Consider the following 21,755-nt stretch of genomic DNA (forward strand, 5'->3'; position numbering starts at 1 on the left):
TTGGCGTTTGATTTAATTTTTTTATCAAAATGCCCCTTGAAGGCGGTGTTGCGCGTTCTTATATAAGGGGTGTCAGCGCAAGAAAGCGCAGCATCAATGACGATGTCTTTTATCTAACGTTTTATTTAGGAGGCAACTTCAATGAACATTCGTCCTTTAAATGACAAGCTGATTGTGGAAAGACAAGAAGTCGAAAACAAATCAGAGGGCGGAATTGTCCTAACTTCCAAATCGGTCAAAAAATCCAACCTTGGCAAAGTGCTCGCGGTCGGTAAAGGCCGAGTTCTCAATAACGGTGAACGTGTTCCGATGGATGTCGCTGTCGGCGATACCATTCTCTTTAACGACGGTTACGGCGTGAAAGAAGAGAAAATCGACGGAAAAGAATACGTCATCCTCTCTGAATCCGATGTGTTAGCGATTGCTGAATAAGACTCACTGAAGTGTTACGTGTATTTAAGTAAGGAGATAAATCATCATGGCAGCAAAAGAAGTTCTATTTGCTAACGACGCACGTCAAAAAATGCTCACTGGTGTCAATGTATTAGCTAATGCCGTCAAGGTAACATTGGGGCCAAAAGGCCGTAATGTGGTTTTGGATAAAAGCTATGGCGCTCCCACTATCACAAAAGATGGTGTATCCGTTGCCAAAGAAATTGAATTAGAAGATAAATTTGAAAACATGGGTGCGCAGATGGTGAAACAAGTCGCATCCAAAGCCAATGATGAAGCCGGTGACGGTACCACAACGGCGACGGTGCTCGCTCAAGCGTTTATCAATGAAGGGCTTAAATCGGTTGCCTCTGGTTTAAATCCAATGGATCTTAAACGCGGTATTGATAAAGCCGTGACTGAAGCGGTCGTCAAATTGCGTGAACTGGCAAAACCTTGCAACGATAAACAGTCCATCACCCAAGTTGCGACCATTTCTGCCAACAGTGATCAAGCCATTGGTGAAATCATCGCCGAAGCGATGGAAAAAGTGGGTCGTGATGGTGTCATCACCGTCGAAGAAGGCCAAGGCCTAGAAAACGAGCTTTCCGTGGTTGAAGGTATGCAGTTCGACCGTGGTTATCTCTCCCCTTATTTCATCACTAACCCAGATTCTGGTGTGGTGGAATTGGATAACCCTTATCTGCTATTGGTCGATAAAAAAGTCAGCAATATCCGTGAATTGCTACCCGTGCTTGAATCGGTCGCGAAGGCTGGTCGTCCACTTTTGATCATTGCTGAAGATGTCGAAGGCGAAGCCTTGGCAACATTGGTGGTGAACAACATGCGCGGCATTGTCAAAGTGGCCGCAGTGAAAGCTCCTGGCTTTGGTGACAACCGCAAAGAGATGCTGCAAGACATCGCCGTTTTAACCGATGCGACTGTGATTAACGAACAAATCGGTCTTGAACTGGAAAAAGCGACTCTCGAACACTTAGGTAGTGCGAAGAAAGTGACCATCAGCAAAGACTCCACTTTGATTGTCGATGGTGCAGCAGCACAATCAGCGATTGCCGATCGCGTCGCCACCATTCGTAACCAGTTGGAAAACACTACCTCTAGTTACGATAAAGAGAAGTTACAACAGCGTATTGCCAAACTTTCCGGCGGTGTTGCGGTTATCAAAATCGGTGCGGCGACCGAAGTGGAAATGAAAGAGAAAAAAGACCGTGTTGACGATGCGCTCAACGCGACTCGCGCTGCGGTTGAAGAAGGTATCATCCCTGGCGGCGGCGTGGCATTGGCGAAAATCGCTCAAGAGCTAAGCGACCTCACTGGCGATAACCAAGAACAAAACGTTGGTATTCGCGTGGCTTTACGCGCGATGGAAGAACCTTTGCGCCAAATCGCGATCAACGCCGGTGATGAAGGCTCTGTTGTCGCCAACAAAGTCAAAGAAGGCAACGCGCAATACGGGTATAACGCCGCTACTGGCGAATATGGTGACATGATTGAACTTGGCATCATCGACCCAGCCAAAGTGACGCGTTCTGCTCTGCAATTTGCAGCCTCTGTCGCAGGCCTGATGATCACTACCGAAGCCATGGTGACTGACCACGTTGCAGAGAAATAACCTAAAGGCTTAATCACTCGTTAAAGCTTGTCTTACTTAGGTTAAAGGCCACTTTCACACTCTTGGTGAAGGTGGCCTTTCTTTATTTCCATCCACATAGGCGACGTTATTCTAGGCGGGCACCGGCAGGGTTAAACCATCGTCAGCTAATTTGCCCATTTGAAAGTAAAATGCCCGCGCAGCATCCAAAAATGGCATCGCTAAAACAGCGCCACTGCCCTCACCTAACCGCATGGCCAAATCAATAAAGGGCGTCAGCCCCAAGGCTTGTAATGCAATCGATGAACCTTGCTCGGCCGAGAGATGAGAAGCAATTAGGTAGCGATGCAGTTGTGGGGCGATATTGCACGCTACCAGCGCTGCAGCGTAGGACAAAAAACCATCGAGAATAACAGGCACTCGCGCCTTGGCAGCACCAAGCATCACCCCCACCATCGCCGCCAATTCAAAGCCACCCACTTTCGCCATGACATCTACACCATCATCTGGATTAGGCTGATTGACACGCAATGCTTGTTCCACCACTTTCACTTTGTGTGGGCGCTGCGAACTGGGTAAATTCGCCCCCAGTCCTACTACATCACCAACTGGCATTCCTGTCATACAGGCAACAATCGCGGCAGCGGCCGTGGTGTTTGCAATACCAAGCTCTCCCACACCGATGACCTGCCACGCTTCAGCAGTGACGTTATGTTCCGTATAGTTTGCGATATCGAGTATCAGCTGCTCGGCAGTAGCACGGCTCATCGCAGGCCCTTGCACCATATTGTCGGTGCCACGCGCCACTTTAAAGTTGGTGATCCCCGGTAAAACACCGCTATCAATCCCAGCATCGATCACTTCAATTGCCACGTTGTGAGCACTTGCTAATGCGGCAACCCCATTCACACCACGTACGGTATTCACCGCTTGAATTGCCGTGACTTCGCGCGGCGTTACCGCGACGTTTTCATAAAACACGCCATGGTCTGCCGCTAAGACAAACAGCTTTTTGCGCCGACACTGCCACGTTTTCGATTCATAGATAGCCGCCAACTGAGCGGCGATGTCTTCCAACTTACCCAAACTGCCAATCGGTTTTATAAGGCTATCAATATGGCGCTGCGCCAACTCGATACTCGCCTCATTGACCTGCGGTATCTGCGCAACCCACTCAGCAAGCGTAACATTCCCATCCATATTCAGCCGCCATCCCTGTTTATCGTTTAACGCCAAAGGAACGCATCATACGAATTTCTTACTTGAGCGTATTAATCGATATCAAGCTTTTGTTTTTTCGAACAAAAAGGATAAAGGCTGGATAGGGAAAAACATTCAGCCTAGATTAGAGGAGAGAAGACACTAGGCTGAAAACAGTTAATACACTTAAGGTGATAACCACTTTTAAGAAGGTTATGCCAATGCAACCGTAAACGTTACATCAGCAGACAAACCTTCCACCAAATGCAGATGTTCGTCATCAATGTGGGCAATCACCATGATGTCGCCGTAGCTTGCCGATTGTTCTTCACCAGAGAACAACACAGCAAACCAACCACCAGCTAGGCTGATGTCGCCATTTTTCCAACCGTGTTGTTTTTCTGCTGGATCGAATTTACCTTCTTTCGCAGTGCAGCAGTAATCGAAAGTTGAACGGTAGCCAGAGGTTTTGAAAGGAATACGTTTACGAAAATCTTGCGCAGCCACAGAGTCGTTTAGGGTCGCTGGGATTACCGTATTTTGGCATTTGAGAATAATCGGAGTTGGCATAGAGACGTCCTTACTGAATAACGAGTGCCTGCTTGCTAGACTCACCAGCCACAGCTGCACTAATAGACAAATTTCAACAGTGCTACTCTATGCCCACACGTTTGGTCATGCCATAGCGTTAATGCGCGATGATTGCCTATTTCTCCAAAAGTTGGCTTTACAGCTGATCGTCAATGGGCAAAAAGTGCGGACCTGCTCCCTCTTTCGCCAAAATATCATCAGGATTTCGCAGCGGACAATCACGCAAAGACAAACACCCACAACCAATACAACCATCCATTTGATCACGCAGTTTGGTCAAATTATCAATTCTTTCAGTCAACATATCGCGCCACTCGCGGCTTAATTCTCGCCATTCAGCAATAGAAATCGCTTTATTTGGCAGAGTATCTAAGTGTGCTTTGATTTCTGAAAGAGGCAATCCCGCTTGCTGAGCCACACGAATGATCGACACTCTTCGCAGCACACTGCGGTCATATCGCCGCTGATTCCCTGCATTTCGCCAACTGGTGATCAAACCTTTGGTTTCGTAAAAGTGCAATGTTGAAACCGCCACGCCAGCGCGTTTTGCCACCTCGCCTACGGTCATCTCTCCGACATTTTTCATTACAAATTTCCTTGTTGACCTCAAGTATACTTGAGGTAATAGTATGCACGTCGGCCAACGCATTCAAGCGTTTTATCAATCATGACCATTTTTATCAGGAGCCGACATGGGTACGAACACTTCCCTTAGTCTACACACTGTACTTACGACCGTTTCTCTTTCTGTTTCCTCTGCGCAATCAATGGAGGTGACTTATGAGTAATAGTATCGATCTTCCTCCAATGCCTGAAAAATCACGCCGTCATCCAGTGCGCACCTTTGCGCTCACTGCGGTTTCTCTCGGCGTATTACTCGGTGGCACTTACTACTGGAAACAGTATAACGACGCGCAAGCACCGGTTTGGCATGCCCACAGCACTCCTGTAAATGCGATGGTCATTCAACCACAAGATCTTCCCAATCAACTTGAAGCGGTTGGCTCGCTAAAAGCGGTACAACAAGTGACGCTTGCCCCTGAATCGGCAGGTCGCTTAGCTTATGTCCATTTTGAATCGGGTCAGCATGTCAAAGCCAATACACTATTGGCGCAGCTGTATGCGGGTACAGAACAAGCGAACTTGCTCTCTGCACAAGCCAAATTTGCGTACGCAGAAAATCAGCTGAAACGTGCACAGAAACTGGTGAAAACTGGTGCAGAATCCATTGATGTATTGCAAGAGCGTCAATCGGCATTCGATCAAGCGCAAAGTGAAGTGCAATTTGCCCAAGCGCAACTGCGTCAAAAACAAATCATTGCTCCGTTCAGTGGTGAACTGGGTGTGAAACGTGTCGATTTAGGTCAATACGTTAACCCGGGGGAAGCTGCTGTTACCCTAACCAATCTGGATAAACTGCATGTTGAATTCACTTTGCCACAGCAAAACCTTTCAGCATTGAATATTGGTGGCGATGTGCATTTCACAACGGATGCGTATCCAAACCAAACCTTTACTGCCAAAGTGAATGCCATTGAACCGCAAGTGGATCGCAACACCCGTAACGTGTTGATTCAAGGTGTATTAGATAACCCTGAGCATCAATTGCGTCCGGGCATGTATGGCAAAGCAGAGCTTGAACTACCCGCCACTCAAAATGCCATCATTCTGCCAGAAACCGCTGTGCAGATTTCTGCCCAAGGTTACAGTGTCACTGTAATTCGTGGTGATAAGCCAACTGAGAAAGGCAATGCCGACATCATCTCAGTACAAGTGGGCAAACGCATCGATAACGCCATTCAAATAACTAAAGGGCTGCAAGCGGGTGATGTGGTGGTACTAGTGGGTCAAAACCGTGTTCAGCCGGGTGCAGAAGTGACGGTGAAAACCCTTGAGAACGGGGAGCAATAATCATGCGCTTTACTGATCTATTTATTAAGCGCCCGATCTTATCGATCGTGGTCAGCTTAATGATTTTATTAGTGGGGATCACCGCCACCAGCAACTTGCAGATTCGCCAATATCCGCAAATGCAAAGTGCGACGATCACCATTGATACCTCATTACCTGGGGCAACTCAGGACATGATGCAAGGCTTTGTTACTACGCCGATCGCCCAAGCGATCTCAACGGCAAGTGGCATTGAGTACATCACTTCGACTTCCAAACAAGGCAAGAGCCACATCTCGGCGAAATTGGTATTAAACGCCGATGCAGACCGCTCGATGACCGAAATTTTGTCGAAAGTCCAAACCATTAAATACAAATTGCCAGAAGGTGTAACCGACCCAGTGATCGCAAAAATCACCGACGGCGCATCCGCAATTCAGTATTTGGCGTTTGTGAGTGACTCATTAACCGGTCCACAAATTGCTGACTTTATCTCGCGCGTGGCAGAGCCGATGATCACTTCCGTTCCGGGTGTGGCATCTACCTCTGTTGTGGGCGGCGCCTCTTATGCGATGCGTGTTTGGGTTGATCCCGTGAAACTCGCCGCTCGCGATTTGACAGCCAGTGATATTGCGAGCGCACTACGCAGCAACAACATTCAAGCTTCTCCGGGTCAATTAAAGAGCCAAAATACGTCGATCAACATCACCGCAGGCACCGACCTTCGTGATATTGACGCGTTCCGTAACATGGTGATCAAAGAAGACAGTGCTGGCATCGTGCGTCTGCAAGATGTGGCAACCGTTGAACTAGGCGGTCAAAACTACGATTCCACCATGATGGCATCGGGCAAACGTTCGGTATCTATGGCAATTTCGCCAACGCCAGACGGTAACCCGCTCGACATCGTGAGTCAGATCAACGATCTGATCAAAGAGATGTCGCGCACTGCTCCTCCGGGCTTGAGCATTGAAAGTCAGTTCGACGTGGCGCACTTCGTTGATGCCTCCATCGAAGAAGTGAAAAACACGCTCATTGAAGCTGTTGCTATCGTTATCGTGGTGATTTTCCTGTTCTTAGGCACGTTCCGCGCGGTGATCATTCCGATTGTGACCATTCCATTGTCACTGTTGGGTACGGCGGCATTGATGCTGATGTTCGGCTTCTCATTGAACCTACTGACCTTACTTGCCATGGTACTGGCCATCGGCTTGGTAGTGGATGACGCCATCGTAGTGGTGGAAAACATACACCGTCATATCGAAGAAGGATTAGAACCCTTTAAAGCGGCTATCGTCGGTGCACGTGAAATCGTCGGTCCCGTTATCGCCATGACCATTACCCTTGCGGCGGTGTATGCGCCAATCGGTATGATGGGCGGCTTAACTGGTGCACTGTTCCGTGAATTCGCCTTTACCCTAGCCGGCTCGGTAATCGTATCGGGCGTGGTGGCGCTCACCTTGTCACCAATGATGAGTGGTAAGTTACTCGACTCACGTCAGTCTGAATCGAAATTAGCTCAAGCCATTGAAAAATACATGTCAGGCATGACACGCGGTTACGTGAAACTGCTCGACAAAACCCTGACTGCTCGCGGCGCTGTGCTACTGGTTGGCGTGGTGATCTTAGCGGCTATCGTGGTGCTGTTTAGCGGCGCCAAACGGGAATTGGCTCCGGCAGAAGACATGGGTTACATGTTCGCGCAAACCAAGGCACCGCAATACGCCAGCAAAGAGTACACCGAGAAATACAGTATCGAAGTGGAAAAGAGCTTCCAGAACTTACCTGAGTTTGAAAAGAGCTTCTTCGCCATTGGTCATGAAGATGCCAACGTCGGATTCGGCGGCGTTATCTTCAAAGAGTGGGATCAACGTGAGCGCACTGCGGACCAAATCCAAGGTGAAGTAGCAGGTTACACCAGCCAAGTTACGGGCGTGTTTACTTCGCTATTCCAAGACAGCCCCCTTCCGGCTTCAACGGGTGGTTTGCCAGTGCAAATGGTGATTCGTTCTTCAGGCGAATTTTCTGAACTGTACAACACCTTGATGGGCTTGAAAGGCGCAGCTTGGGGCAGCGGTTTGTTTGCCTTCGTTGATTCCGATTTGGCGTTCGACAGTGCCGAAGCACACATCAGCATCGACCGTAACAAAGCGGGTTCAATGGGCATCAGCATGGCGGAAATCGCCGATACGCTGGCAGTCTTGGTGGGTGAAAACTACATCAACCGTTTCAACTGGTTCGATCGCTCATACGATGTGATCACACAGGTTCCTCAGGCCGATCGTCTAACGCCGGATAACCTAGGCCACTACTACGTGCGCACTAACAGCGGTGATTTGGTTCCACTATCAACAGTCGTTGATGTGACCATTAAGCCACAGCCAAACAAATTGCCACAGTTCAACCAAATGAACTCAGCAACCTTGTCGGCAGTATTGCTACCGGGCGTAACCATGGGTCAAGCGGTTGAGTTTTTACAAGCGCAACCTCTACCAGATGGCACCACAGTAGATTGGCTATCGAACAGTCGTCAGTTCGTACACGAAGGCAACCGCCTAACGGTCTCGTTCGCTTTCGCTATGGTGGTGATCTTCTTAGTATTGGCAGCGCAATTTGAAAGCTTCCGCGATCCATTGGTTATCTTGGTGACCGTACCGCTGGCAGTGTGTGGTGCATTGGTGCCGATTTACCTTGGCTACACCACCTTGAACATCTACACCCAGATTGGTCTGGTAACCTTGATTGGTTTGATATCCAAACACGGTATCTTGATGGTGTCGTTCGCCAACGAGCTACAAATGCACGAGAAAATGAGCAAACTTGACGCGATTCGTCACTCAGCTGCGGTACGTATGCGCCCAGTATTGATGACCACCGCAGCGATGGTTGCAGGCTTAGTACCACTGCTGTTTGCTTCAGGCGCAGGTGCGGCAAGCCGCTTTGCTATCGGTATTGTGGTGGTAATGGGGATGTTGATCGGTACGCTATTTACTCTGTTCGTACTGCCAACCATCTACACCTTTATCGCAGCCAACCACCAAAACGCTCATCACCATGATGAGGAAGACGATTCAGCATCAAAATTGGAGGTTCCACATGCGTAAACTTCGTCCTCTTACTCTCTTGATGCCATTGCTACTTGGGGCGTGTTCAACCGCCCCAGATGCGGAGCGATTTGCTGCGCATCCAGCATCAACAGATGCTTTTATTAACGCCAATCAAGAAAGCGGGGATGCCCTTCCCGCTCATTGGTGGCAACTGTACAACGACAACACGTTAAACGAGTTGGTCGAACAAGCATTAAATGCCAACAAAGATCTGCAAGTGGCTCAAGCGAACTTGCGTAAAGCCCAAGGCGTATTGCGTGCGTCGGAATCGGAGCGTTTACCAAGCACCGATTTAAGTGGCGGCGCGACCTACGGCGATGCACAAACACCGGGACAAGATGCCCAGTGGAACCGTTCTGCTGGTTTGTCTTTAGCTTGGGAAGTGGATATGTGGGATCGCATCGATCAAGCCATTGATGCGGCTGAACAAGACATCGAAGTGCAACGTGCCGCTCGTGATGCGGTGCGTGTGACGGTGGCAGCCGAAACCACTCGTTCCTATTTGAATGCTTGTGCTTACGGTTTTCAGCAAACCATTTTGAAACAGTCACTTACCAACAGCCAAGCGCAGTTGGATATTGTGAACGCCAAGGTGAATGCTGGCACTGCGACAGAGCTAGAGCGTGCCAATGCGGAATCGGTCGTCGCGACAGTAAAATCTCGTTTGCCAATGGTGAAAGCGAACCGTCAAAACGCGCAATATGAACTAAGCGCCCTACTCGGTTTGCCACCAGCGCAAGCGCCACAAGCCGTGGCAAGCTGTGTTGCACCGCCACAATTAACGGCAACCTTGCCTGTGGGTAACGGAACTGAGCTATTAAAACGTCGTCCTGATTTGCGCCAAGCGGAATACCAAATCAAGGCAGACATTGCGCGTGTAGGTGTGGCAACAGCGGAACTCTACCCAAGCGTGACGTTAGGTGCATCGGCGAACTATTTGGCGAACGATACGTTAAGCGGCTCAGATCGTTTCTCTTACGGTGTAGGTCCATTAATTTCATGGCACTTCCCGAACATTGCAGCGACTCGCGCACGTATTGCACAAGCCGACGCGCAAGCCGATGCATCGGTGGCGCAATTTGAAAGCCAAGTGTTAACGGCATTAAAAGAAGTGGAGCAAACCCTGACCACACACCATGCAGTACAAGAGCAAAACCAGCAATTGCACACCGCATGGGAACGTTCGGAACGTGCTTATTCGATTGCGAAAGCTCGATACGACGTAGGTGCGATTGCCTACAACGAACTGCTGAGTAACCAACGCGCCATGTTAGATGCCCGTGAAAGTTACGCTGCCTCCATCGCTCAATCGACGGATGCCCAAGTGAACTTATTTAAAGCCCTAGGCGGCGGTTGGGAAACCGACACCCAAGTGCAATAAACCAAATCCACTGTTTTTCATCGTATTTCCACGCATTTCTACGTTGAAGTTTGATTTTGCCTCTCGCTGAGGGGCTTTTTTGTGTAAAGTTGGATAAGTTATCACTAGTAATTAATTTCTTCATATTCCAATTCAAAGAAATTACTCTCACATAATTTTGCTTTACGAATAACTATCTTAGGTTGAGTCGTATCATTTGAATTAAGACCATTAACGATATTAATGATTAATTTTTCCAAACTATCAGGAAACTTATATCCAAGAGTAATACTTCTTATACATGCGTCAGCCTTATCATGAACAATGTTAGGATAATTGAACTTTTTATAGTAAATCTTATCTTTACCATATGAGAAAATCCTGATCTCTTTTTCATATTCCCAATCTGAGTTTTTTGTTAACAGGTATTGATTAAATAAAAACTTATTTTTATCCTCTTTTCTTTTTAGTACATTAGTGTACTCTATATCGGCAATTCCAACACCATCAGGCAATTCACGAAAGAAAGCATATTCAACCATTATTCCACTATGATTTGCGGCATAATGAGACCACATTAACATCGAGTTCTTATTTTTTGAAAATGATGCAATTCTAAAATTTGGTTGAATATATACATACTCTTTATTTTCAACCAGCTTATCAAAAGGCATTTCAATTGGATCATTAAGCTGTTCAGCTAATGGTAAATAGAAATATCCATTAATAAGTGAATCTAAAGTAAAATTATTAAATGGGTAATACTTATAAAGCGAATTATATCTTTGAGTTAACACTGCACATGAGTACTTATCAATAATAGAAAGGTTATATTGCTCTATACATTGTTTCCGAAATGAAGAATCTAGCTCCTTCCCTAATAAATCCGAACTTTTTAAGTAGGAACCTATTACTTCGTAGTTACGTTCCCCGCTATCATTCATTATTTCTGATGCTTTTTTAAAATGAGTATGAGCGCCTACCTCATCACCTAAAGACTGACAACACAAGCCTTTCAAATGACAAAATTTCATAGAATTGTTATCTAGCGTATTTAGAATATTTAATGCTTCATTAAACTTATTTAAGTTCATAAGAATAATTGACAATTCAGTTTTATCTTCTAGGTTTATTTCTTTATCATTTATTTTTTCTATCTTTTTAGTATAAAACAATGAATTCCATCTTTCTCTAACTTTATTCAAATCATTTATTAATTGCTCGCGAAACCAGAAAGATAATAGAAAGTCATGGTTAAGGTAATTTTTAGCATCAATAAAAATACCCATGTTTTCAATCATACATGGTAAATTATTATTAGTTATATTTTTCTCAAGCTGGTATAAGTTTTTTAAAATAAGATATGAAAAATAATACATTAATAAGTCAGGTGCTTTTTCTGATAACAAATATTTACTAAATTGATGTTTATTTATATCATCTTCATAGTTATTATTTATTTCCAAGTTAAGTTTTAATGACGATATCACATAGTACAGTTTAATATTTATCGTTACCTCATTATCATTGGCAGAGTTAACTCTATTTATAACATCATTATATTGCTCTGCATTAAAAGCAAATTTAATTAAAGTTTCAAAATTAAATCCAAAATCACCTTTACTATCTATTAACTTTATTTTCTCATATAATAACTTTGGCTTATCTTCCAAAAACTGGACAACATTAAAATCAAACATTTTATCTATTGCAAAGTCTAGGTCAATCAAACCACCATCAAAGTAAAGACTTACAATCTCTTTATTAAATTTACCTTCTGACTTAAATAAATTTATTCCACTCTCTATCTCATTCAGATAAAAATAGCAATAAGCTAAAATATTTTTACTATTTTTTAAATCACAAGACAAACAAATATTTTTTAAAAAAAGGAAGTCATCATTATTTATTTTTTCTCTATTTAATCTATAGATGTTACAGTGACACAATAAATTATTTAATTGATTAATATTGTTTTTTTGATATTCAATTTTAATTGCATTAATGAAAGCATCCCAATCTCCTGAAAGAAGGTAAATTTTAAATTGTGTGATAGTATCTTGAGTCTCTAACTTCAAGGATTCTTGATAATAAAAAAGAGCAATATCTCCATTGTAAGTATTTCCAAATAAACTCTCGGCTATCTCACCTAAATATCGATAGGCAAGTGCTTGATTACCTTGTTTCTCCACAATTTGATCAAACATTTCTTGTGTACTGTTACCTTGAGATTGAAGCACAAAATATGCTAAACCCAGATATTCTGGGTTTTCTTCCCAACGTGAAGAATCGAATAAAAAATCAAGCTCAGAGTAACGTTTATTTTGTAGGTCATATTTTATTTGTACGTTAATCGGCATCATTAGGTCCTTCAACAATAATCTAAGCTAAAGTTAATTAGTTATTGTTAAAGCGAATTACTCCCGCCTTAGGCAACAACTTTCTACAATTGCCTTCAAAATACCACATACTAAACAACACACATAACTATCAGTTACATTTAAAACAAAAACGCCTTCCCCATAGGAGAAGGCGTTCATTCAATTCTACTGGAAAAACCAGCGGTCAATAAGATCGGAAAAATCTTAAACCAACTCTTCAATCCACTCCAACATTTGCGGCCATGCACCGTAGCCGGTATCACCGTTGATATGTCCAGCTTCGTTCAGTACGTGCACCCTTCTGCTGCCCCAGCATTCTGCAAAGTAAAAGGCTCTATCCACATCAATATGGATATCATTATCACTGCACACGACAACACTTGGGAACGGCAGTTTTGATAGCATCATTGGACGTTGGACTTTGATGGCTTCTAACGCGTATTCATCATCCACATCCGCAGGGGCAACCAGAATCGCACCTCGCACACGAGGATTTTTATAGCGTTCTGCCCATTGGGTAATCGCGACCGAGCCGCAGCTGTGACCGACAAAGATGATCGGACCTTCCACGCTTTCGACCGCACGTTGCACACCTTCAATCCAAGCATCACGCTCTGGTGAAAACCAATTGATTTGTTGGACACGAACACTATTAGGGAGAGTTTCGTTTAGCCACGTTTGCCAATGATCAGGGCTTGAATCGCCATAACCGGGAGAAATAATCACGTTGACTGTCATTCTGTTTTTCTTTTTATTGATGAACGAGTGATCATTATATTAGGTGTGACTATTTAAAATTCAATGAATTACAGCACAAAACTCCTTTCCTATTTTGGTGAAGGCGTTTTTATGTTCAATTTGAGATCTATTACATACTCAACCGTTCTTTTAGATCGGCTGGAGACATCGCCCTGACAGATGGGTTTTCATCAGCAATTTCATATCTCGTTTAGCTTCGAATGCAAATTGCCTATTCGATACATAAGATGAATCACCGCCGCCATCCTAGCAATGTGTTGATGTTCTGAGTGAGCAAAGCCCCTAATCAAGAGGCTTTGTGATGGTTTTGTTCAATCAAATATTCACTAACCTTTCACGATATTCCCGTAATGAATTTTCATCGTTGTCGGTAAAACGTCTTAGAGTGAGTTCAAGCATAGAGGTGAGTTCTTGGTAATCTTCTGGTAACGAAGCGATGAAATTGACGGGGTTTGCCACACTTTGACCAAGCAGCACAATCGGGTTTTGCAGTTGCTTAATCAAGGATAAGGTTTCGGCGATGCGCTCGTATTCGCTGGCTTCGGTGAAACGGCCATCTAAAACATCTTGGTATAGAGCCGATTCCATTTGCACCGCGACTGACGTCATGTACATATGAGTTGGATGCAGCTGATTCAACACATGCGCAGTATTACGGGCGTTACGTTCGCCATTGTCCTTGCCCGCCAATCCACCTAGAAATATCACTCGATAAGCGATTCCTGCTTCTTCTAATTTTAGACATTCACGGATGATATCAGCAGACGTATAGCCTTTGTCCATTTGGCTTAGTACTTCGTCATCGCCACTTTCAATGCCAATCACTAAGTCATTAATCCCTTCCGCTTTTAATCGCTTTAGATCCTCTACGGTTTTGTTGTACATGCTATCGACACGGGCATACATACCGATGTTGATATTGGGGAAATATTGACGAATCAATTGGGCCAAATCGATCAGCTTGGCGGTTCTTAAGGTGAAAGGATCGCCGCCAACGGCATAAAGGCGTTTGGCAAAAGGGTTTCGACGTTTTGCTTCTTGTAAATCGTGTTCAACTTGCTTTTTCGGGGCCACACGGTACGGAGTGTCATAATAGAAAGTACAAAATCGACATGAATTGTGCGTACAGCCCACCGTCACTTCGAGCAAAATGCTGTTGGCTTCATGAGGCGGACGAATAACTGGACCAGTGTAATGCATAATGTTTCTCTTTGTTCATTTCATAATGTCCTGAATAAGCAGAACATTATGATGCGTGTAACGTGAGGCAGATCATTACTTAGTCCTCTGGGTCGATAAAGACCTTAATAGTTGTATGAATATGGAATTCTATTCCGCAATTAGCGCTTGATGCTCTCCTCTAATCATTCTCTAATGATAAAGAGCGATTGCTATCATTTAGCGATCCAACAAATCAGGTAAAAGCACGTTGTTTGGGAAATTCTGCCGGTCCACCATTCAGCTCATCTCGCCATAAAAATAACAATTGTGACTTTTCGAAAATGTCGCTGCGCTAAAAATTTGATATGGTAGTCAAAGAGATAAATGGAAAGCATTTTCTTGCCCATCACACCGTTAAGGATCATAAAAGGATAGGAATCATGGCGAAACAACTAACGATTGGTTACATCGGTAATGGCAAAAGTACCAACCGTTATCATCTGCCCTTTGCTTTGAAATTGGGTGACAAAATTAAGGTTAAAACCATCTTCACCCCAAGCGGTAAAATGGATTGGGCTCAGATAGAGGGTGTTCACTACACTACCGATCTCTATGAATTACTTAACGATCCTGACATTCAGGTGGTGGTCATCACGACTCCATCGCAATATCACTATGAGTTAGCAAAGCAGGTCCTGATTGCAGGTAAAAACTGTGTGGTGGAAAAACCGTTTACCGAAACCGTGGCTCAAGCCGAAGAGCTATTCGCCCTAGCTAAAGAGATGGGCTTGATGTTGCAGTGCTATCAAAACCGTCGTTTTGATAGTGATTTTCTCACCGTTCAAGAGGTGATTAAAAGTGGCAAGTTAGGCGACTTACTCGAGTTGGAAATGCACTTTGACTATTTCCGTCCAGAAGTCCCAGAAAACACAACATCGTTTAGCCGAATCAACTCCTATCTCTATGGGCATGCTTGTCATACGTTGGACCAAGTGATCTCACTGTTTGGTGAACCCGATAGCGTGCATTACGACGTTCGACAGCTGCTCGGTAAAGGACGAATGAACGATTACTTTGATATCGACTTATACTATGGCGTGTTCAAAGTGTCGGTAAAATCGAGCTTCTTCCGTATCAAATCGCGCCCAAGTTTTGTCATCTATGGCAAAAAAGGCATGTTTGTTAAAGAGACGAAAGATCGCCAAGAAGAGCATTTAAAGCAGTTTTATATGCCGGATAACGCTGACTTTGGTCTGGATAAGCCTGAGCACTACGGTGTTTTGACTTACATGGATGAGCAAGGTATCTATCATGAAGAAAAAGTGCCTTCCGTTGCTGGCGATTATTCTCGCTATTATCAGGCGTTATACGACACTCTCATCAATGGTCAGGTTCAGGAAGTCACAGCCCAGCAAACCTTGCTGCAAATCCGCTTGCTTGAAAAAGGGATTAAGACACTTTCTTAGTCCAAATTTTCAATAGGTTAGAGGTAGGCACCACTGTATGTACCTATCTCACTTATGCTTTTGGATTCTAGATAGTAACGGATGTGACTTTGAGGATAATGCAACTAAGAGCACAATGGCGATAAAACTATCTTTCTAGGAGCTATTTTATGTCAATGCTGTCGCGCAAACTGATCACTGCATTAGTTGCAGCAACGTTATTCCAAGCGCCATTGAGTTACGCTGACACCGAATCCCATTTGGTCACTCAACAAGCCGGTGGCTATGCGGTTCAAGTGGGGCAAGTTCGCGTCACTGCTCTTAATGATGGCACTGTCCCTCAAGATGCCAAAAAATTGCTGCGTAATGTGAGCCCAAAAGAGATTGACCAAGATCTCGCCCACCATTTTCAAACAAACCCTGTAGAGGGCTCTATCAACGCATTCCTAATTCAATTACCCCAACATAACGTGTTGGTTGATACTGGCTTAGGACAAGTATATGGTCCAAATGTCGGTGGCAAAGTAGTCGCAGACTTAGACGCATTAGGTCTTAAACCCGCTGATATCACAGACATATTGATCACCCATTCCCATTCGGATCACACTGGAGGTTTGATTAAAGATGGTAAGCCTGTCTTTACCAATGCCACCGTGTATATCGGTAAGCCTGACATCGATTTCTTCTTTAGCGATGAAGAAATGAAAAAATCTCCTTATGGGCAAGGCTACTTTGATGGAGCTCGTTCCACTCTTAAACCCTATTTGGATGAGCACAAAGTGAAGACCTTTAGCGGTAGCCAAGAAATTCTGCCTGGAATCACAGCAACTGTACATCCGGGACACACTCCTGGTGCCGCCTTTTATCGCTTAAACAGCAAAGGAGAAAGTATTACCTTTGTTGGGGATATCATTCATATCGCTGCAGTTCAGTTTGCTGATCCAAACGTGACGATTATTTACGACCAAGATCAATCAAAAGCGCAAACTGTGCGTAAAAATGCCTTTGCTGATTTTGCCAAGCAAAAAGAGTTAATTGCAGCACCCCATTTGGCGTTTCCGGGCATTGGACACATTCGTGCTGACGGTAAAGGATACGATTGGGTGCCTGTCGATTATGTTAATCGTACTCCTACAAATAAATAGCAAGTGAGCACTATGATAGGTAGTTTTCGTGCGTCTTAATCTGATGCTTTGACCTATCTTATTCAGCAAGGGGCGAATGATTCGCCCCTTTGTTATTGGTGTGTTCTTTATTCCACAAAATGACTACAGCGCCAAAGTTAAAATCGCTACTGCATCATCTGGCGTGATGTCTTTGTGTTCGCCTAATGCCACTTGGCCATGCTGTTTGAGTTTATCCGCAACCGCCTCGATATCACTAGCGTTTAGGTCATAAGCCGAAAGCCGAGTCGGATTACCCATCGTTTCAAAAAAGCGCTCAGTTTGCACAATCGCCTGCTCTACTTTTTCATCATCAGAGCCTTGAGTGATGCCCAATACACGCTCTGCGTATTGCAGAAGCTTTCCTTTCTTTTGTTCCTTTTTGTAACGCCATAGCGCAGGCATCACAATGGCCAGTGTTTGCGCGTGATCTAACCCATAAAGCCCTGTAAGTTCATGACCGATGGCGTGCGTTGACCAATCGGTTGGTACACCATTTTTCAATGTTCCATTCAGCGCCATGGTCGCTGTCCACATGAGGTTGGCTCGCACGTCGTAATCTTCTGGCTTTTCGAGTGCAACAGGACCATCTTCAAACAGATTTAGCAATAAGCTTTCGGCAAAACGGTCTGAGACTTTCATGTTCACCGGATAGGTCATGTACTGTTCCATGATATGCACGAAACTATCGACCACACCATTGGCGATTTGACGTGGAGGCAATGTATAGGTGGTTTGTGGATCGAGAATCGCAAATTGCGGACGAACATAATCCGAACCAAAAGACAATTTATCTTGCGTTGCAGCACGAGTGACTACGCTATTACGGTTCATTTCTGACCCCGTTGCCGGTAATGTCACCACACAGCCCAGCGGAAGGGCTTTTGTCACACAGTTACCGCCCGTGGTAATGATGTCCCAGTAATCGCCCTGATAACAGGCGGCGGCCGCAATAAACTTACTGCCATCAATCACTGAACCGCCCCCGACGGCCAGGATCAAATCGATATGGTGTTCTTTAACAAGGTCAACGGCTTTCACCAAGGTTTCGAAATGCGGATTCGGCTCAATACCGCAAAATTCAATCACAGTCATGCCAGCCAATGCCGCCATCACTTGGTCATACACACCATTTTTCTTAATGCTGCCACCACCATAAGTGACGAGAACGCGGCTATTGAGCGGAATTTCATGTTTCAACGCCGCAATTTGTCCCTTACCAAAATGCGCTTTGGTCGGGTTGAAATAGGTGAAATTGAGCATGGGTGGGTTCCTATTCGGTTTCATGTTTTCTTTGGAGTAAGGCTATCAATTACGCTAACGAATTCAACCCTCTATCCATGGCTTATCCAAAAGTACCTCACGCTTTGCAAAATCAATAGTGACATGCGCACCAATCGGTGTGGTTAACATCGGGTGGGTATGGCAGCTATCAAAACCATTGACGATAGGGACTTGCTGACCATTAAGCACTTCAAGCAACACATCATAAGGTGAACGATAGGTTTCTCGGTGATCGAACCCTTCGTGTTTCCCCAAAATAACCGCAGCGACCTTATCAAATACGCCACACAATTTAAGGTGAGCGAACGACCGTTCGACGGTTTCAATGCCTTTGAGACTGTCTTCAATAAGCAAGATGTCTCCCTGTTTAATCTCAGGCATGTAAGGCGATCCCCAGATCCCCGCCATGGTATTGAGGTTGCCGCCAATCAATCGCCCTGAGATCTTACCTTCGCCACGAAATTCCCAATGGTTAGCACTGACAGGCTTCTCTTCGACTTGGTTCTCCCAATCAACTCGAACATCCGTCCAGTATCTTGGCATGGTATAAGCGTATGGCAGTGCAGGTACATCACATAGCAAATCCTTAAACGAAGCAAAGGTTTGATCCACCAGCGGCGGCAATTCACCAAAAGAGGCAACCAAGGCGGGACCATAATAAGTGACTAACCCCGTTTGCGCGTAAATACCCAGTAACAGCGCTGTGACATCGGAATAACCGATGATGATTTTTGGATCGTTTTTGAGTGCCGCGTAATCAATGTAAGGCAATATGGAGTTACTGTTACTGCCACCGATGGTTGAAATGATACAGCGAACTGCAGGGTCGCGAATCAATTGGTTAAGCTCTTCAGCCCTTTGCTGTATTGACCCAGAGCGATAGTTATCGTCTTTACCCGTTAGCAAACCCGCTTTGAGTTTAAAACCTTGCTGTTCCAAATACGCTTTGGCTCGAGCAAAACGACTCGGGGCGAATACAGTCGCAGGAGAAGAGGGAGAAAAGAAACCGATGGTATCACCCGCTTTAAGGCGTGGCGCTAAACGAATTGTCATAACAGAATTGACTCTTTTTATTTGACGATACTTAACCGTATACCATAAAAAACAATAAGATAAACAAGATCAGTATCACAACGATCAATAAACAACGATAAACAGAATAAGCAGGACACACACCTTTATAACCACGAAAACCGGTCTTGAAGCAATAAGCTTTGTTCGCCATGTATGGACAAAAGTGTGTATTGAATAAGGGGGTGTCTTCGTAAATTTAGTAAATTTCTCACGAACGATAAGACCGATGTAGCAGTATGTTGTTGCTATGGTATCTTTATTTCTGAACATTTTATAAAGACAATGTCTGCTGAAAAGGCACTGCTATAGCTCAGGGTTAACATGAAGTATAAGTCAATAAAATCAATGGCTCACAACTTTGTCCACTCGTTTGTTGGTGGATGCAACCGTATTGATGGGGAATTTGTATTCGAAGAACTATATACGTTAGCTCGGCTAAACAAAGGTAAGCCTATTCAGATTTCTTGGGTTCCAGTTCGCACAGAGGAAGTGTTTCGGCTCACCCCTAGAATTAGAAGATCGATATTTCATTATCGTGAATGGCTTCCAAAGCATGCCGCTAATCACAATGTTTCCTTGGATTGCATTTTGGAGTTTTACCTTCGAGTTTACATGGATAAAAATCACCAGATTTATGTAAAAGCAGTCACCGTTGATGCCCAAGGGAAAAGAGTTGAACAGCACGTTTACACTTGAGCTACACGTTACCCGCCAGCAGAGTTAACATGTCCAACTATCTGTACATATTTAAATAGGATCTATATACTTGTTCTTTAAATTGTACATGTGGAGATTTCTATGAGAATCGTATCTTTTACTGAAGCTCGTAATAGTCTAAAAAGTGTCTTAGATGGTGTAGTTAATGATGCCGATACAACAGTTATTACCCGTCGAGATGCTGAAGATGCAGTGGTTATGTCCTTGGATTATTACAATAGCTTAATGGAAACCGTTCATTTATTACGTTCTCCAGCAAATGCTGAGCATTTGAACCGTTCAATTGCCCAGTACAAAGCAGGTCAAACAACACCAAGGGACTTGATCGATGAATAGTCGTTTGCTGTCATGGACTGACGAGGCATGGAGCGACTATGTGTATTGGCAAACACAAGATAAGAAAACATTAAAACGGATTAATAAGTTAATCACAGATGTTAAGCGGTCTCCTTTTGAAGGTATTGGTAAACCCGAGCCATTAAAGGAGAACTTAGCTGGTTTTTGGTCACGGCGAATAGACGATACAAATCGCTTGGTTTATGCAGTTGATGATCAAGCAATAACAATCCTGTCATGTCGTTATCATTATTAACTTCATTATTGCCGCTTAACTAGGAGGTGTTAGGAGCACTAGGCAATGAGGATATTTTAATGGATGATGAGGAGTTAATGGACGCATTTGCGAAAATAGTAAAAGAGTCCATATCTAATACAGCAATAAAAAATAAAATTCTTCATGAAGTGAAATCTAGGCTTGAAGTGAGAGGCATATTTTCTGCTAAAGGAATACTGGCTGAAATCAACAAGCATAGTGACTTAAAAATTTCGGAAGAATCAGCACTTCTTATTAAAAAAATATCGTATTACTTTGGCTAATTGCGTGAAAATATACGGCATCTCAAATGAGATGATTTCACCTTGATTACTAGAGATTTTCTGGACAAAATTTATTATTATCCAATGACATAAACGCTATGATATTGTTAATCTTTGGCGTGTTAAATACTAAGGATTGTCATGACCAACGCAGAATCTCATTTGAAACAGCATATTGCTCAGCACCTAAAAGCGATTCGTAGTGAACGTCAATTAAGCCTCGATGCAGTGGCAAAATTGACTGGCGTTTCCAAAGCCATGTTGGGTCAAATCGAGCGTGAAGAATCGAGCCCCACCATTGCTAAGTTATGGCAAATCGCCAGTGGTCTGGATACCTCTTTTTCTGCGTTCCTTGGGCAGATTTCGCAAGAGCATGAACGGGAAGAAACAGAGTTTCCAGACGATCCTAACATGCAAATCACCACCTTAATGCCTTACGACCCACGCGTGAAATACGAGATGTTCGACATTTCCCTATTCGCTCACCACGAGCAACACTCGAGTGCCCACGCCCATGGAGTAATGGAAACTGTTTGGGTTATTGAAGGCACCTTAGAGCTTTTTTTCGACAACGAATGGCACACACTCAATCCCAATGACACCGCCCGTTTTTTTGCCGACCAACCCCACTCCTACCGAGCCAAAACCAAACAAGTGAGATTTCAGAATTTGGTGCATTACACTTAAACAATAACGAACAGAA

General features: G+C 44.3%; 19 protein-coding genes. 11 read left to right on the forward strand and 8 right to left on the reverse strand.

Annotated elements, in window-relative coordinates:
• The first annotated feature begins 141 nt into the window (after positions 1–141).
• Positions 142–432: a co-chaperone GroES gene (locus tag OCV11_RS22805; protein ID WP_068716944.1), complete on the forward strand. Its 291-nt coding sequence runs from the start codon at positions 142–144 to the stop codon at positions 430–432.
• Positions 433–478: 46 nt separating this feature from the next.
• Positions 479–2,065: a chaperonin GroEL gene (groL, locus tag OCV11_RS22810; RefSeq protein WP_261896749.1), complete on the forward strand. Its 1,587-nt coding sequence runs from the start codon at positions 479–481 to the stop codon at positions 2,063–2,065.
• Positions 2,066–2,176: 111 nt separating this feature from the next.
• Here groL and cobT read toward each other — a convergent pair whose 3' ends face one another.
• The 3 genes from cobT to soxR form a co-directional block, all read right to left on the reverse strand.
• Positions 2,177–3,244, reverse strand: a complete 1,068-nt coding sequence (gene cobT / locus OCV11_RS22815) for a nicotinate-nucleotide--dimethylbenzimidazole phosphoribosyltransferase (RefSeq protein ID WP_261896750.1) — start codon at positions 3,242–3,244, stop codon at positions 2,177–2,179.
• A 213-nt stretch (positions 3,245–3,457) separates the two neighbouring features.
• On the reverse strand, positions 3,458–3,814 hold the full coding sequence (locus OCV11_RS22820) for a cyclophilin-like fold protein (protein ID WP_261896751.1): 357 nt from the start codon (positions 3,812–3,814) through the stop codon (positions 3,458–3,460).
• Between the two features lie 157 nt (positions 3,815–3,971).
• Positions 3,972–4,421: a redox-sensitive transcriptional activator SoxR gene (soxR, locus tag OCV11_RS22825; RefSeq protein WP_261896752.1), complete on the reverse strand. Its 450-nt coding sequence runs from the start codon at positions 4,419–4,421 to the stop codon at positions 3,972–3,974.
• 194 nt (positions 4,422–4,615) lie between these two features.
• Between soxR and OCV11_RS22830 the strand changes: the two genes are divergently transcribed.
• From OCV11_RS22830 to OCV11_RS22840, 3 genes are read left to right on the forward strand one after another with little or no spacing between them, the layout of a single operon-like run.
• Entirely contained in the window at positions 4,616–5,746 is a 1,131-nt protein-coding gene (locus tag OCV11_RS22830; RefSeq protein ID WP_261896753.1) for an efflux RND transporter periplasmic adaptor subunit, read from the forward strand.
• A 2-nt stretch (positions 5,747–5,748) separates the two neighbouring features.
• Entirely contained in the window at positions 5,749–8,829 is a 3,081-nt protein-coding gene (locus tag OCV11_RS22835) for an efflux RND transporter permease subunit (RefSeq protein WP_261896754.1), read from the forward strand.
• On the forward strand, positions 8,822–10,213 hold the full coding sequence (locus OCV11_RS22840; RefSeq protein WP_261896755.1) for an efflux transporter outer membrane subunit: 1,392 nt from the start codon (positions 8,822–8,824) through the stop codon (positions 10,211–10,213). The genes OCV11_RS22835 and OCV11_RS22840 overlap by 8 nt, the downstream gene beginning before the upstream one ends.
• A gap of 104 nt (positions 10,214–10,317) precedes the next feature.
• Here OCV11_RS22840 and OCV11_RS22845 read toward each other — a convergent pair whose 3' ends face one another.
• The 3 genes from OCV11_RS22845 to OCV11_RS22855 form a co-directional block, all read right to left on the reverse strand.
• Positions 10,318–12,555, reverse strand: a complete 2,238-nt coding sequence (locus OCV11_RS22845; RefSeq protein ID WP_261896756.1) for a DUF2971 domain-containing protein — start codon at positions 12,553–12,555, stop codon at positions 10,318–10,320.
• Between the two features lie 222 nt (positions 12,556–12,777).
• Positions 12,778–13,311 carry an RBBP9/YdeN family alpha/beta hydrolase gene (locus OCV11_RS22850; protein WP_261896757.1) on the reverse strand — a complete coding sequence of 178 codons (534 nt, stop codon included), beginning with the start codon at positions 13,309–13,311 and terminating at the stop codon, positions 12,778–12,780.
• Between the two features lie 336 nt (positions 13,312–13,647).
• Positions 13,648–14,532 (reverse strand): radical SAM protein, encoded by an 885-nt coding sequence (locus OCV11_RS22855; protein ID WP_261896758.1) that lies wholly within the window; start codon positions 14,530–14,532, stop codon positions 13,648–13,650.
• A gap of 401 nt (positions 14,533–14,933) precedes the next feature.
• Between OCV11_RS22855 and OCV11_RS22860 the strand changes: the two genes are divergently transcribed.
• Together OCV11_RS22860 and OCV11_RS22865 are read left to right on the forward strand one after the other, a co-directional pair.
• Positions 14,934–15,959 (forward strand): Gfo/Idh/MocA family oxidoreductase, encoded by a 1,026-nt coding sequence (locus OCV11_RS22860; protein ID WP_261896759.1) that lies wholly within the window; start codon positions 14,934–14,936, stop codon positions 15,957–15,959.
• Between the two features lie 149 nt (positions 15,960–16,108).
• Positions 16,109–17,083 carry an MBL fold metallo-hydrolase gene (locus OCV11_RS22865; RefSeq protein ID WP_261896760.1) on the forward strand — a complete coding sequence of 325 codons (975 nt, stop codon included), beginning with the start codon at positions 16,109–16,111 and terminating at the stop codon, positions 17,081–17,083.
• A gap of 123 nt (positions 17,084–17,206) precedes the next feature.
• Here the strand turns inward: OCV11_RS22865 and OCV11_RS22870 are convergent, their stop codons facing one another.
• Complete coding sequence (locus OCV11_RS22870; RefSeq protein WP_261896761.1) at positions 17,207–18,364, reverse strand: iron-containing alcohol dehydrogenase; 1,158 nt, start codon at positions 18,362–18,364, stop codon at positions 17,207–17,209.
• A 63-nt stretch (positions 18,365–18,427) separates the two neighbouring features.
• A complete protein-coding gene (locus tag OCV11_RS22875; RefSeq protein ID WP_261896762.1) occupies positions 18,428–19,438 on the reverse strand; it encodes a S66 family peptidase in 1,011 nt (336 codons plus the stop codon).
• Between the two features lie 819 nt (positions 19,439–20,257).
• Between OCV11_RS22875 and OCV11_RS22880 the strand changes: the two genes are divergently transcribed.
• From OCV11_RS22880 to OCV11_RS22895, 4 genes are all read left to right on the forward strand, one after another.
• On the forward strand, positions 20,258–20,512 hold the full coding sequence (locus tag OCV11_RS22880) for a type II toxin-antitoxin system Phd/YefM family antitoxin (protein ID WP_225250869.1): 255 nt from the start codon (positions 20,258–20,260) through the stop codon (positions 20,510–20,512).
• A complete protein-coding gene (locus OCV11_RS22885) occupies positions 20,505–20,768 on the forward strand; it encodes a Txe/YoeB family addiction module toxin (protein WP_225250868.1) in 264 nt (87 codons plus the stop codon). Before OCV11_RS22880 ends, OCV11_RS22885 begins: the two co-directional genes overlap by 8 nt.
• Positions 20,769–20,827: 59 nt before the next feature.
• The gene (locus OCV11_RS22890) at positions 20,828–21,052 is read left to right on the forward strand and encodes a hypothetical protein (RefSeq protein ID WP_261896763.1); all 225 of its coding nucleotides are present in this window, start codon (positions 20,828–20,830) and stop codon (positions 21,050–21,052) included.
• Positions 21,053–21,193: 141 nt separating this feature from the next.
• Positions 21,194–21,739: a helix-turn-helix domain-containing protein gene (locus tag OCV11_RS22895; protein WP_261896764.1), complete on the forward strand. Its 546-nt coding sequence runs from the start codon at positions 21,194–21,196 to the stop codon at positions 21,737–21,739.
• Positions 21,740–21,755 lie beyond the last annotated feature (16 nt).

This window comes from Vibrio porteresiae DSM 19223 (assembly GCF_024347055.1).
Classification (GTDB): domain Bacteria; phylum Pseudomonadota; class Gammaproteobacteria; order Enterobacterales; family Vibrionaceae; genus Vibrio; species Vibrio porteresiae.

Coding starts and splice junctions, on each gene's coding strand:
- cobT (WP_261896750.1), bottom strand. CDS start 3,244: ATGGATGGGAATGTTACGCTTGCTGAGTGGGTTGCGCAGATACCGCAG.
- OCV11_RS22875 (WP_261896762.1), bottom strand. CDS start 19,438: ATGACAATTCGTTTAGCGCCACGCCTTAAAGCGGGTGATACCATCGGT.
- OCV11_RS22850 (WP_261896757.1), bottom strand. CDS start 13,311: ATGACAGTCAACGTGATTATTTCTCCCGGTTATGGCGATTCAAGCCCT.
- OCV11_RS22865 (WP_261896760.1), top strand. CDS start 16,109: ATGTCAATGCTGTCGCGCAAACTGATCACTGCATTAGTTGCAGCAACG.
- OCV11_RS22820 (WP_261896751.1), bottom strand. CDS start 3,814: ATGCCAACTCCGATTATTCTCAAATGCCAAAATACGGTAATCCCAGCG.
- groL (WP_261896749.1), top strand. CDS start 479: ATGGCAGCAAAAGAAGTTCTATTTGCTAACGACGCACGTCAAAAAATG.
- OCV11_RS22860 (WP_261896759.1), top strand. CDS start 14,934: ATGGCGAAACAACTAACGATTGGTTACATCGGTAATGGCAAAAGTACC.
- OCV11_RS22840 (WP_261896755.1), top strand. CDS start 8,822: ATGCGTAAACTTCGTCCTCTTACTCTCTTGATGCCATTGCTACTTGGG.
- OCV11_RS22880 (WP_225250869.1), top strand. CDS start 20,258: ATGAGAATCGTATCTTTTACTGAAGCTCGTAATAGTCTAAAAAGTGTC.
- OCV11_RS22890 (WP_261896763.1), top strand. CDS start 20,828: ATGGATGATGAGGAGTTAATGGACGCATTTGCGAAAATAGTAAAAGAG.
- OCV11_RS22885 (WP_225250868.1), top strand. CDS start 20,505: ATGAATAGTCGTTTGCTGTCATGGACTGACGAGGCATGGAGCGACTAT.
- soxR (WP_261896752.1), bottom strand. CDS start 4,421: ATGAAAAATGTCGGAGAGATGACCGTAGGCGAGGTGGCAAAACGCGCT.
- OCV11_RS22805 (WP_068716944.1), top strand. CDS start 142: ATGAACATTCGTCCTTTAAATGACAAGCTGATTGTGGAAAGACAAGAA.
- OCV11_RS22845 (WP_261896756.1), bottom strand. CDS start 12,555: ATGATGCCGATTAACGTACAAATAAAATATGACCTACAAAATAAACGT.
- OCV11_RS22830 (WP_261896753.1), top strand. CDS start 4,616: ATGAGTAATAGTATCGATCTTCCTCCAATGCCTGAAAAATCACGCCGT.
- OCV11_RS22870 (WP_261896761.1), bottom strand. CDS start 18,364: ATGCTCAATTTCACCTATTTCAACCCGACCAAAGCGCATTTTGGTAAG.
- OCV11_RS22855 (WP_261896758.1), bottom strand. CDS start 14,532: ATGCATTACACTGGTCCAGTTATTCGTCCGCCTCATGAAGCCAACAGC.
- OCV11_RS22895 (WP_261896764.1), top strand. CDS start 21,194: ATGACCAACGCAGAATCTCATTTGAAACAGCATATTGCTCAGCACCTA.
- OCV11_RS22835 (WP_261896754.1), top strand. CDS start 5,749: ATGCGCTTTACTGATCTATTTATTAAGCGCCCGATCTTATCGATCGTG.